This is a genomic window from Candidatus Kuenenia stuttgartiensis, from assembly GCF_900232105.1.
In the GTDB taxonomy this organism is placed as follows: Bacteria; Planctomycetota; Brocadiia; order Brocadiales; family Brocadiaceae; genus Kuenenia; species Kuenenia stuttgartiensis_A.
The window spans coordinates 1635446-1647843 of record NZ_LT934425.1; the positions used below are offsets into that span (position 1 = coordinate 1635446).

The 12398-nt window shown below is 40.8% G+C and carries 10 protein-coding genes; 1 reads left to right on the forward strand and 9 read right to left on the reverse strand.

The window, feature by feature from the left end; translation table 11 throughout:
• Positions 1–35: 35 nt before the first annotated feature.
• Complete coding sequence (locus KSMBR1_RS07470) at positions 36–1367, reverse strand: ArsB/NhaD family transporter (RefSeq protein WP_099324758.1); 1332 nt, start codon at positions 1365–1367, stop codon at positions 36–38.
• A 455-nt stretch (positions 1368–1822) separates the two neighbouring features.
• Between KSMBR1_RS07470 and KSMBR1_RS07480 the strand changes: the two genes are divergently transcribed.
• Positions 1823–3778 (forward strand): ABC-F family ATP-binding cassette domain-containing protein, encoded by a 1956-nt coding sequence (locus tag KSMBR1_RS07480; RefSeq protein WP_099324760.1) that lies wholly within the window; start codon positions 1823–1825, stop codon positions 3776–3778.
• A gap of 136 nt (positions 3779–3914) precedes the next feature.
• Here KSMBR1_RS07480 and KSMBR1_RS07485 read toward each other — a convergent pair whose 3' ends face one another.
• The 8 genes from KSMBR1_RS07485 to hisI all read right to left on the reverse strand — a co-directional run bounded on the left by KSMBR1_RS07485 (position 3915) and on the right by hisI (position 12322).
• On the reverse strand, positions 3915–4277 hold the full coding sequence (locus tag KSMBR1_RS07485; RefSeq protein ID WP_099324761.1) for a hypothetical protein: 363 nt from the start codon (positions 4275–4277) through the stop codon (positions 3915–3917).
• A 103-nt stretch (positions 4278–4380) separates the two neighbouring features.
• Positions 4381–7152 (reverse strand): isoleucine--tRNA ligase, encoded by a 2772-nt coding sequence (gene ileS / locus KSMBR1_RS07490; RefSeq protein WP_230408053.1) that lies wholly within the window; start codon positions 7150–7152, stop codon positions 4381–4383.
• A gap of 63 nt (positions 7153–7215) precedes the next feature.
• Complete coding sequence (locus KSMBR1_RS07495; RefSeq protein WP_099324763.1) at positions 7216–7509, reverse strand: DUF167 domain-containing protein; 294 nt, start codon at positions 7507–7509, stop codon at positions 7216–7218.
• A gap of 1 nt (position 7510) precedes the next feature.
• Complete coding sequence (locus KSMBR1_RS07500) at positions 7511–7789, reverse strand: acylphosphatase (protein ID WP_099324764.1); 279 nt, start codon at positions 7787–7789, stop codon at positions 7511–7513.
• A gap of 27 nt (positions 7790–7816) precedes the next feature.
• On the reverse strand, positions 7817–8668 hold the full coding sequence (gene ccsB, locus KSMBR1_RS07505; RefSeq protein WP_157820446.1) for a c-type cytochrome biogenesis protein CcsB: 852 nt from the start codon (positions 8666–8668) through the stop codon (positions 7817–7819).
• Positions 8655–10544: a cytochrome c biogenesis ResB family protein gene (locus KSMBR1_RS07510; protein WP_099324766.1), complete on the reverse strand. Its 1890-nt coding sequence runs from the start codon at positions 10542–10544 to the stop codon at positions 8655–8657. Before KSMBR1_RS07510 ends, ccsB begins: the two co-directional genes overlap by 14 nt.
• Before the next feature lie 494 nt (positions 10545–11038).
• Positions 11039–11710 (reverse strand): OmpA/MotB family protein, encoded by a 672-nt coding sequence (locus KSMBR1_RS07520; RefSeq protein ID WP_099324768.1) that lies wholly within the window; start codon positions 11708–11710, stop codon positions 11039–11041.
• A gap of 228 nt (positions 11711–11938) precedes the next feature.
• A complete protein-coding gene (gene hisI / locus KSMBR1_RS07525) occupies positions 11939–12322 on the reverse strand; it encodes a phosphoribosyl-AMP cyclohydrolase (protein WP_099324769.1) in 384 nt (127 codons plus the stop codon).
• Between the last annotated feature and the right edge of the window lie 76 nt (positions 12323–12398).

Genomic DNA, 12398 nt, shown 5'->3' on the forward strand with positions numbered 1-12398 from the left:
TTAAACTATCTAAGCTGGTACAGCCAGCTTAGGGTTTAGATGAACACATAATATCTGACTACAACATAAATAGTCGCCAATACCAATGTTTCTAAAGTAATTGGTATTGAATAGATGAGAAATTTTCTGAAGGTTATCGGGTACCCTGCTTTTTCAGAAAGACCTATGGTAATAACATTTGCGGAGGCGCCAATGGGGGTACCGTTCCCACCAAGGCAAGCGCCCAACGCTAACGACCACCATACGGGCATAAGGGTTGGATGCTGAAGCACCGGCGTAATATCCCATCCTTGCGGCAATACCACCTCTGCCGTGTCCTTTACAAGTGGAATCATACTTGCAACAAAAGGAATATTATCAACAATCGCCGAACCTATCGCGGAAAACCACAACAGGACAATCGATAACGTGAACATGCTTTCCACACCTGGCTGCGTCAGTGCAATCAATCCTTCAGAAAGCTTTGAAATAAGACCTACCTTTACAACGCCCCCCACAATAATAAAAAGTCCCATAAAAAAGAAAAGCGTAGACCACTCTAAATCCCGAAACACATGGTGCACATCTTCCTTAGAAATGATCAGCAGCACAGCAGCGCCGACCAGTGCTATTGTCGCCGGCTCGTAATGAAATACCCCATGAAAAATAAATCCAAGGATAACCATGCCCAGCACGCCAAGTGATTTTTTTAATAAACCAACATCTTTAATTAAGGCATATTCGTCCATTGCAAGTATCTTCTGTCTTACGTCTTCCCTTACATGCATCTTTTTCGCAAAAAGAAACCGGACAGTCAGGAGAAATCCCCCGAATATGAAGAATACAGCAGGTGTTAAATGATAAATAAAATCCATAAAAGTCAGATGTACCTTACTGGCAATCATAATGTTGGGGGGGTCGCCAATAAGCGTTGCAGTACCGCCAATATTGCATGCCATAACCTCGGTAATCAAAAAAGGAAAGGGATCCAATTCCAACTCCTCCGCAATGAACAACGTTACGGGAATAAGAAGCAAAACACTGGTAACATTATCAAGAAACGCGGAAGCAACTGCCGTTATACAAGCAAAGAAAATGAGGATCAGAAACGGTTTCCCGCGCGCAAGTTTTGCTGATTTAATAGCAACAAATTGAAATATCCCTGTTTTCTTAAGGATATTGACAATAATCATCATGCTTATTAGCAAAAATATTACATTATAATCTATAGCATAATGTTCCTCATAAAAGGCTTCATGTTGGCTGACAATCTTAAGGAGGATCATCAAACCTGCGCCAATGAGCGCCACTTTAGTTTTGTCGATCTTTTCAGAGACAATTAACCCGAAAGATACAAGGAATATGAGCGTCGCAATCCAAAATACCATATTTTATTTCTCCATTATTTATCAAAGTAATTGATTATTAAACTCAAAAACGTAAAATAGGATATCATAAAAATCCTGATTTAAAAACAGTAAAACCTGACAAAAATTCAGTTTTTAAACAGTACGTTAGTTTTTTGGAAAAAAGCTTCAACTTTTATGGTTATAACACATATCCCCGACAGGCGTTGGGGGGGGCATACTTCCAACATAAAAAAACATAGCAGATCCCGCATGTGCACGCTGTTACCCATCAATCATGACAATCCGTGCCTGCGAAGCCTTTTGGCAACACCTTTTTTTAAAAACGGCATTGATACATACTTTGTGATTTCGTATTCTTGTAATACCGGTAAATTTCCGGCAGCGCAATGAAGTCCGTCTTCTGACCGTCTGTTTAGGTTTGCCCTGTGCGGCAAAGGTAAAAATGTATCTTTTAATAACTATGGTGATAAAAAATGATTCGTTTTCATAACGTTTGTCTGAATTTTGGCTCTACCGTCATTTTTGACGAGCTTTCTCTGCAAATTCGATTGAACGACCGCATTGGATTAATCGGACCCAATGGCGCGGGCAAATCCACATTTTTCAAGCTCATCTGCAAATATATTGAACCCTCTTCCGGGAGTATTATTTATGCGAAAGGCGTGAAAACAGGATACCTGCCTCAGGAATGTTTTGCGTTCAGCAAAAAAACTGTTTTTGAGGAGGCGGGTTCCGTCTTTGAAGACATTCACCATTTGAACCGGCAAATAGATGCGGTACATAAAGACCTTGACAGCCCTTCCCTTACCGATGAAGACCGCCAGCTACTCCTTGACCGGCACACACACCTGCTACATCAGTTATCGGTGGTGAACGCAAACAAAATGAATGCTGAAATTGAAAAGGTATTAAAAGGCATCGGTTTTAAGGACGCCGATTTCAGGAAAGATATTGACGCCCTGAGCGGTGGGTGGCGGATGCGTGTTGCCTTAGCCAGGCTGTTGCTGCAAGAACCGGATATCCTGCTTCTGGACGAACCCACAAACCATCTTGACGTTGATTCTATTCTCTGGCTTGAGCAGTACCTTAAGGAATTAAACGGGGGGTTGATTATTATTTCCCATGACAGGGCTTTTTTAGACCGGAATGTTTCTGGTATCTGGGAGCTTGAGAAGGGGAATATCACTGAATATCACGGCAATTATTCTTTTTATGAAACCGAAAAAGAAAAAAGGAGTGGGCTGCAAACTTCACGCTATGTCAATCAACAGAAGAAAATTAAAGAAGTAGAAAGATTTATCGAGCGATTTCGGTCAAAAAATACAAAGGCGTCACAGGTACAGAGCCGAATCAAAATGCTTGGAAAAATGGAAAAAGAGACCTTGCCTGAAAACACGGTTCACAGGGTTACCTTCAGGTTCCCTCCTGCAAAACAAAGCGGTGCAAGCGTCCTTGAAGTGAAAGACGTTTCCTGCAAATATGCAGATCAATGGGTATTTCAGGGAGTTTGCCTTTCCATAGAACGGGGAGAAAAGGTTGCGCTCGTAGGGCAAAACGGCTCTGGAAAATCCTCATTATTACGCATTATAAACCGTTTGCATACGCCCCAAAGCGGTACTGCCACTTTCGGACACAATGTGCTCGCTGACTATTTTGCACAGGAAACCGCGGAAAGCCTCCAGGGTGACAATACGGTATTGGAGGAAGTCGAATCCATTGCTCCGTTTTCTATGATGCCGCACGTAAGACACCTTCTGGGGGCATTTCTCTTCTCCGGAGATGACGTGTTTAAAACGGTAAACGTTTTAAGCGGCGGAGAAAAATCGCGTCTGTGCCTTGCAAAAACTCTTTTAAAACCAACGAATTTCCTCGTGCTGGATGAACCCACAAATCATATTGATATCACTACCAAAAAAGTACTCAAAGAGGCGTTACTGAATTACCCGGGAAGTCTTTTAATTGTTTCCCACGACAGAGACTTTCTGGACGGACTCGTTTCAAAGGTTTATGAACTGAAAGAGGGAAATCTTTTCATTCATCTGGGCAGTTTTAAGGATTTCTTAGAAAAAAGAGAGGCGGAATTACGGTCAGGAACACATAAAACGGCGGGACAGGAAGCGCCAGAATTAAAATCTTCAGGGATAACCACTCAAAAGCAGATATTTTTACAAAAAAAGGAACAAAACGCTAAAAGAAGAAAGTTCACAAAAGAACTTCAAAAAATCGAGGAAAGAATCTCCTACCTTGAAACGCAAAAAAAAGAACTTGACCAAACCCTTTTAGATACCGAATTATATAATGACAAGGAAAGGCATATTATCATCAATAAACAACATAAATCAGTTTCCGCAGAGTTAAACGACCTTTATAAGAAATGGGAGGTCTTACACACCGAATTGGGAGCTGTAGATGCAGGGATAGCCGTGTAATAATGGTTTGGCCGCAAGCTGCCCATGTTACCTTTCCGCTTTCAAACTTCCCTCGCCGGTAGAGGGAACTCTGTAGTAATGCCTCTCCGGGCGTTATGCTGCCTTGCCCGTAAAGATTCTCTGGTTCTTTTTCAGATTACACAATACCTATGCCTAAATTTTTTATGAAAAGGAAGAAGATGAGTTCAAGACCACAGAGGGTTGCTGTCAAGGCAGTACACAGTATTGCATATCCAAGGAATCTTTCTTCCCTTCTAAGAAGAAAGGCATATATCAGGGTTATAATTACAAGAATTGCAGTAAATGTTTCAAGAGTGGCCACTTCGATGGTGAGCTTCTTTTTATAAAATAAGGATATTTCTTCCAGAAGGTCAAAACCAAGGCATACGACCAGTGATACAATAGCAGGCGTAACCGTCTTGCCATGCCTTGCCTTTGCAAGTAATATAAGGGCAACAATAGCTGCTGTAAACGTGATTAATTTAAAAATGAATTCCATTTACATCTCCTTTCTACTGCGGTTCACTTTTTTAAAATTTGGGAATTATTATTAGCGATGCTGTTATTATGGAAGGGGTTTTTGAATCTTTGACGCTCCTTGTTCAGCGGAAGTCCGTCAGAACATCAGCGCACCTACCACAGAGGGTTTGAAACTCTTTGACCGTTCCAACGCTTTCCCTGTAATTCCAGCATCGTTCACATTTTTTATGTTGTGATACGTCACATTCAATCCAAATATCTTGTGTTAACTCCCCTTTTACCGCATTTTTGCCAATGCCATTGCGGCGTACCTTTACTTCCGATACGATAAATAATGCCGGCAGGTCGTTTTCATATTTTATGAGAAATTTGTAACGGTCTTCATTTTCGGTAAAAAGGGACACCGATGCCTCTAATGAATTACCAATGGCTTTTGCCGCACGCATTTTTTCCAGTTCTTTCGCCACATCGGTACGGATATTTATCAGATTTTCCCAATTTTGATTTAACGAAGCATCAGTCCATGCAGGATTACATTTTGGAAATGTTGTTAAATGAATACTCCAAAGGTCTTCATCCTTAAATTCAATATTTGACCAGACTTCTTCAGCCGTGTGAACGATGATGGGAGCGGAGAGTTTTACCAGGGTAAGTAAAATGGTGTGGAGGGCAGTTTGTGCCGCACGTCGTTCCCTCGAGTCTTTCGCAAAGGTATAGAGACGATCTTTTAAAATATCGAGATAAAACGAACTCATTTCTACCGCGCAAAAGTTGTGGATGCTATGAAATACCTTGTGAAACTGTAAGGTTTCGTAATTAACAGTAATCTGTTTTATCAATTCCTGTGTTTTATGTATTGCCCAGCGGTCAATCTCCAGCAAAGCATCGTGAGGTATGGCGTTTTCGTGTGGATTAAAATCGTAAAGATTACTGAGTAAATATCTGAAGGTATTGCGAATGCGTCGGTACGCATCTGAACATCTGTTGATTAAATTGCGGGATACCCCCATGTCGTGCTGATAATCCATGGAAGATGTCCATAATCTCAGTATATCCGCTCCAAATTCCTTTAAAATATCCTCTACGGAAATAAAATTCCCGATAGATTTTGACATCTTTTCGCCCATTTCATCAACGACAAATCCATGTGTCAAAACGGATTTAAAGGGCGCCTTTCCCCATGCACCGACTGAAGGAATAAGTGAAAGCTGAAACCATCCGCGATGCTGATCGGTTCCCTCCAGGTAAAGGTCGGCAGGATATTCTAATTCTGATCGTTTTCTTAATACGGAATTGTGGCTTGAGCCGGATTCAAACCATACGTCAAAGATATCCATTTCTTTTTCAAAATGAACGCTTCCGCATTTTTTACATTGAGCATCCTGGGACAGGAAATGAGATGCATCCTTAAAAAACCATGCATCCGCTCCTTCCGCTTCAAATTTGTCCCGCACAAAGAAAATAGTCTTTGCGTCAATGTGTTCTTGTCCGCAATTTTTACAAAAAAAGGCCGGTATCGGCACACCCCACGAACGCTGCCGCGAAATGCACCAATCGGGTCGGTCGGATACCATTTTTTCCATTCTGTTTTCACCCCACGAAGGTATCCATTTTACGTTTTTAATTTCCTTTAAAACAGTGCTGCGTAAATTATTGTGGTCGAGATTAACAAACCACTGCTCCGTGGCCCTGAATATTACGGGGTTTTTGCAACGCCAGCAATGGGGGTATGAGTGGGTTATATTTGTTTTCTGAAGAAGCGCTCCGACTGCATCAAGTTTATTAATTATAGAGGTATTGCCTTCTATAATGTTTTGACCGGCAAATTCACCTGCTTCACCCGTGAAGACGCCTTCAGCATTAACGGGACTCAGAACAGGCAAATGGTATTTAATGCCCGTAATAAAATCTTCCTGACCGTGCCCCGGCGCTATATGAACACAACCCGTGCCGTCAGATAAAGTAACATAATCTGCCATGACGACAAAACCCGTTCTATCCATGAAAGCATGTTGATATTTTACCCCCTCCAGCTCGATCCCCTTTACTGTACCAAGTTTTTTAAAGTCTTTTATGCCCAATGATTGCAGTACTTCATCGATACGGCCATCAGCCAGTAAGGAAACCTCTTTTTTATTTGTTTTGGGGTGAAAATAACGGATTGCCGTGTAATCGTAACCAGGGTGTAGTGCTATTGCCAGATTTGCCGGTAGTGTCCACGGTGTAGTTGTCCAGATCATTAAAGAAACACCTTCGTTCCCGTCATCAGGGAAAAAGTTTTTAAGCGTGTCCTTTATCTTAAAATGTACGTAGACGGAAGGGCTTGTTTTGTCATGGTATTCAAGTTCCGCCTCTGCGAGGGCAGTAGCGCAACGTGTACACCAATGGATAGGTTTTCTGCTCCTGTATACGTAACCGTTTTCAACGAGTTTTGCAAATACCTCAATAACGCCCGCTTCGTACGCGGGGGTGAAGGTAAGATATGGATGTTCCCAGTCTCCGAGTACACCTAGCGCCTTGAATTGTTTTTTTTGAATAGTGACGAATTTCTCCGCATATTTTTTACATTTTTTGCGTATTTCCGTCTTTGTGAGATGTTTAACTTCACTTCCAACCTCTTGCATAACTCGATGTTCAATAGGAAGCCCATGGCAATCCCACCCTGGAACGTAAGGGGCATCGTATCCCTCCATCGTGAAAAAACGCACAATAAAGTCTTTTAATATTTTATTCAACCCCGTTCCAATGTGTAATTCACCCGTAGGATAGGGAGGGCCGTCGTGCAGTATATATTTTTTCTTATTTGTTCGTGCTGCGCGAATTTGTTCATAGAGCACGTCCTTTTCCCATTTTTTCTGAATAAGAGGCTCTTTTTCGAGTAAATTTGCTTTCATTGAAAACTTGGTAGCAGGCAGGTTAAGTGTTTTTTTATAATCCATGATGGTTGGCGGGGTTTTCTATAAATTAAAATTCAATAAAGTATTTATGCTTTCAGGAGTCACGCCCTCTATCATTATTTTTTTGTCCCGGGAAGTCTTTCCAGAAATGATGTGTATAGAAGACGAATTAATATGAAATGTTTCTGCCAGCAATTCAACTACTGCCTTGTTGGCCTTGCCCTTTTCAGGTGCTGCAGAGACCGCTAACTTCAGACGTCCTCCCAGATTCCCCACGATACGATCCTTGCCTGAACCGGCTTGCACTTTGACGAAAACAATGATACCCGTATTTGTTGCTATGATATCAAGCACGCTAAAATATTATAGAAAATCCGTCAAATGCGTCGGAATGTTCTTCCTTATGAACTTGCATTTCTTCAACAAAAGCGCCCGCGGGGCCTTTCCAGCACCAATCGATTATTTTATCAACCGCCTCTTTTTTACCTTCAAAGACCGCCTCTACCCGGCCATCGGTACAATTCTTCACCCAACCATGTATTCCATACTCTGAGGCCTTCTCTTTTGTGGTGGCACGGAAAAACACTCCCAGAACATGGCCCCGGATATATACGTGCGCTCTAACATTTGACATAGGTGAAAAAATCAAACAGTTAAAGAATCACTTTGCACCGTAAACATGTGCGCTATCTTCCGCCGAAGGTAAATAATTTAAACCAACGAAGGTGAAGTTTACAATACCAAAACAAACCAACAACCAGAACGATAAGATAACGGCCATCTTTGATTTGCTTACTTTCATTTTGGGCAAAACAAGGGGGGTATGCAGATAGGCCAAATACGCAAGCCATGTAATCAAAGACCATGTCTCCTTTGGATCCCACGACCAGTAGTCTCCCCAAGCCTTTTTCGCCCATACTGCGCCGGTAACCATTCCCAAGGTAAGAAAGGGAAATCCGAAAGCAACGATTTTGTAACTCAGCTTATCAAAATTCCTAACCGACATTTCCTTGCCGGATCCGCCGGACTTAATATCGACTTGTTTCTTAGAAAAGGGTTTTACAACCAGATATATTATGCTGGTAACAAACGCAATGCCAAAAGCGGCATATCCGAGCATATAGGTTATAACGTGTACTAACATCCAATTGCTTTTTAATGCGGGCATGATTGGTCTTATTGTGTCGTCCTGAAGGGTCGCATAAAGCAAAATAAGCATTGCAAGAACAGAGGATAATGCGCCTACCACCCTGAAATCATAAATAAATTCAAAGATTATATACACAAAGGCGGTGCAACACGCATAAAATATAAGAGATTCGTATAGATTGGAAAACGGCGGATGCCCCGCTTCTATGGAACGTTTTAATACGAGCGTTAAGTTAAAACAAAATGCCAGGATAAGAAGCCCTAGTGATGTCCATTTAGCAGGAACAGACATCCATATTTCTCTTACAATATAAGCGATTGCCGCTAATACATATACAATTAAAGTAAGATTAACTATACTCATTTTCCGCCACCTCATTTTCTTTTTTTAGTTTTTTACGCAAAAAAGGTTTTACGTAAAATATAAATACAACGCCAACACATAATGCTGCAAAACCGGCATAAGCCACAGGAATACCGGGGTCTTTTACTATTTGCAAACCAGAATAACTCAACTTTTCAGGATCATAACTGGATTGATAAATTGCGTAACCATCGTATTTTAAAGGGTCGTTTACCTTGATTGATTTTTCTATTATAGTCTGGTTGTTTTTTACTATCCTCAAATCACTAACGTAATGTTTAATAGATTCCCCGGTAGATTCGTAAAGAACTGCAAAGTTATTATCTTTATACCATGTAGCGTATTTACTGTTTGCAAACAACCACTCTTCTTTTTTCCCGCGTGGTCCATTGATTCTCACGTGTATGGCTGGAGTACCCACCTGGTCAGATTTTTTGACTACATCTTGTTTTATGTTGAAAGAAGGGAAATATCTGGTAATTATTAGCTGAAGATCATTATTCGCAAACGAATACTGTTTGTTCAATTCCCACGGCATGGTTTCTAATATCTGTTTATCCTTTATGTAAACGAGTTTTTGGTTTCCGTCGGGAGCCTGACAGACCCTGATTACGTTTCTTGTCATATGCGCTTTTGCAATACCGCTACAGGAAATCTTTATGTTCTCATATTTTAAGGGATGCATCTTATCCCAATCAGGAAAACTTTCAAATATCCAGCGTTTTTCTAAGCCGTCAGGCCCTTCTATTTCAACGTGTACGGCAGGATTGTTTGCCGGCTGTTCGCTAACAGGCCTTTTGTCTCCGTAATTAAGCACATATTCCAATATTCGCAGTGAGTACTCCGATGCACCTAGTTTAAATGTCTTATTCAATTCCAGCGAATAATCCTGAAGAATTCCGAGATCAGGAACAGAAGCCGTTATTTTTGCATCAACATTTTGTACCGTAGTTACTGCGTTATCAAATTCCTGCTTAGAAGGCAACCAGATATATTCCAGCCGCAAGTCTTGCTTCTTTTCATCATGATAATTATTTGCGTGCGCCAGTAGCCAACCTTCCGCAAGGGCTCTTTCCGACCCGAGGAGTTTAATAAAGACAGCCGGGTTATCCGGCCTGTCTGATTCATTAACAGGTTCCTGTCGTAACTCTGCGTCCGGAACATAGTCATTAATGACCACATTATACTCTGAGCCGGGTATCCGCTGTCTTTTACCAACCTTTACCTCTAATATCTTCTGTTTATCTTTATCTTTAACATACGTTGTAAGTTGAAATTTTGGTTCATTTTTTTCGAGGATGAAGTTGTCGAGCGCAATTGTAAAGGGCAGAGGTTTTTTAATATAATCCGTCCGGCCCATACTGTCTATTTTTTGCGTTAAAAAGTAATCAACCGATTTCCCGATATAAACATTTACACCTCCCTTAACCCCCATCTGAAACTTAATCACCCCACCCAACAATATCAAGATCAAACTGAGATGCGTAAGCACAAAACCAGTTTGCAGAAAGGTGTTCCGCCATCTCCTTATAGTACAACATATGAGATTTGCGCACAGCATTACCAAAAGTAACGAAAACCAATGTGAATAAAAAACATTATTTAATTGTGTTATTCGAACAACCGTAGCAAGTCCATATCCATACCGTGCCGTATATTCTTCAAATGACCTTCCCTGAACAATGAATGTTCCCAGCACACATGCAACGGCCATTAACAGGATAATTATTACGGCTAGTTTGACCGAGCAGAAAAAATCCCAGACCTTGTTTGTATCTTTTCTTTTCTTTTCTTCAGACTTGTTTACGCCTATTTTCTTTTCATCAACTATGGTTCCGTTTTTAACACGCGTCGATTTCCCTTTACTACTTTCCATTATTATAAGAACCTATAAATAAATTTTTTTAACAAATTAAACCAAACAACAAAACAGTATGATGCATTAACGAATGTTATCCTTGATATTACGAATGCAATTTTGGCTGTTTCTTAAAAAAATACGTGATCAGCAGTTTTTTTTACCCTCAAACTCAATACGTAAAAACTTACTGCCCTTTATGTAAATAATTTACATAAAAACAACAAACCAAAATCCAGCACTCAGAGTTCCAAAAAAATCAAAGAAATGGAAAATTCTTTAGGGCCAGAACCATGTGTTCGATACTTTGCATTGCGGATTGGAGATAATGCAGCCAAATGTTTTAATGAAAAGCGGAAAGGTTTCGACGATAGCGATGGTGGAAAAAATAATCCCGCAAAAACAGCTTTTCCTTTAAAAATATCCGCAAAATATTCTCAGCATAGTTAAAAATACCCGGTTTCTGCGAATACGCATTATAGGTTCTTTCGTTCTCAATTATTGCCGGCTAGTTACTCACGAAACAAGGCTTCTTTTGGCGGTAAGGATGCCACTGTAGGCAAGATTAAAAATTCAACTCTCCTGTTTTCCTTTTTTCCAGCCGGAGTAGTGTTTGGTGCTATAGGACGGTTAGGTCCGAAACCAGCAATATGTATCCTTTGCTCCGGAATGTTTCCTTTTTTTGTTAAAAAATGAAAGACACTTAACGCGCGAGCAGCGGATAAATGATGGTTAGAATCCCACAAGTGTTTTGTTTTTATAATGGGGTCGCTGTCGGTGTGCCCGTCTATTCGCAGGGAACTGGCAGGATTTTCCTCTAAAAACCTTGCCATTTTTCTTAAGGCATCCTCTCCATGCGCCTTAATGGTTGCCATTCCGGAATCAAACAGAATCATTTCCGGGAAAAGGATTACAGGCCCTTCAAAGGTATCCCGAACAGAAACACCACCGCCAATTGATTCTGCCAGTTTTCGGAGCTTTTCCATTTCTTCTTCGCTGGCTTTGATTTTCTCTGACATTGATGTAAGCTGATTCCTGTATCTGGCGATTTCATCTGACTGATCCCTTATTGTAATTGCTTGCCGCCTGTTCAAAACCCTCAGTTCGTCCAATTCGGCACAACCCGTCATTCCAACAAATACCGCTAAAAGGAAAAACTTTACAAACTTCCTGTATTTAGACATATTTTTTCTCCCCCGGGTTTAGTTTGAGCAAAATTAAGGATAGCAAGTACGTAACTGCCAAAAACAATAAAGGTAGACTATAACATCAGATATTATTGTTTTCAAGGGTTTTTTCCGCGAGTCATGGCAACGCCAAAGCATCTACAAGCCTTATAAACACGCTGTGAAAACAGGATACGTTGCGGCAGGTTCGTTTTTTTACGAATACGCGCAGAGTGCATTCACAGGCTATTTATAAACATTTTCAGGATCAAATACCTTTTCTTCCACAACCTGAATACTATTTGTCTGTGGAATATATTCCCTGTAATAACAACTCTTATAGCCTGCATGGCATGCCGCTACATGTTGCTCCACCATAAAAACCAGAGAGTTGCCTTCGCAGTCGAAGTATATTCTTTTAACGGACTGAATATGCCCGGATGTTTCTCCTTTCAGCATTAACCGATTTTGAGAACGGCGAAACACGTGGATCTTCCCAGTTTCAATGGTTTTTACCACGGCGTCTTTATTCATATAACATAGCGTAAGCGCTTTTCCGTCAGTAGCATCTGCTATGACTGCGGGGATAAGCCCCTTTTCATTAAAGTGTAATTTTTCCAGCAATTGCATAATGTTTTTAACACCTCCTTCTTTTTGGAATATAATACCTTATCAGTAATTTCTTTGCACACTTCCATTCGTCAGT

Coding starts and splice junctions, on each gene's coding strand:
- KSMBR1_RS07470 (WP_099324758.1), bottom strand. CDS start 1,367: ATGGTATTTTGGATTGCGACGCTCATATTCCTTGTATCTTTCGGGTTA.
- KSMBR1_RS07480 (WP_099324760.1), top strand. CDS start 1,823: ATGATTCGTTTTCATAACGTTTGTCTGAATTTTGGCTCTACCGTCATT.
- KSMBR1_RS07485 (WP_099324761.1), bottom strand. CDS start 4,277: ATGGAATTCATTTTTAAATTAATCACGTTTACAGCAGCTATTGTTGCC.
- ileS (WP_230408053.1), bottom strand. CDS start 7,152: ATGAAAGCAAATTTACTCGAAAAAGAGCCTCTTATTCAGAAAAAATGG.
- KSMBR1_RS07500 (WP_099324764.1), bottom strand. CDS start 7,789: ATGTCAAATGTTAGAGCGCACGTATATATCCGGGGCCATGTTCTGGGA.
- ccsB (WP_157820446.1), bottom strand. CDS start 8,668: ATGAGTATAGTTAATCTTACTTTAATTGTATATGTATTAGCGGCAATC.
- KSMBR1_RS07510 (WP_099324766.1), bottom strand. CDS start 10,544: ATGGAAAGTAGTAAAGGGAAATCGACGCGTGTTAAAAACGGAACCATA.
- KSMBR1_RS07520 (WP_099324768.1), bottom strand. CDS start 11,710: ATGTCTAAATACAGGAAGTTTGTAAAGTTTTTCCTTTTAGCGGTATTT.
- hisI (WP_099324769.1), bottom strand. CDS start 12,322: ATGCAATTGCTGGAAAAATTACACTTTAATGAAAAGGGGCTTATCCCC.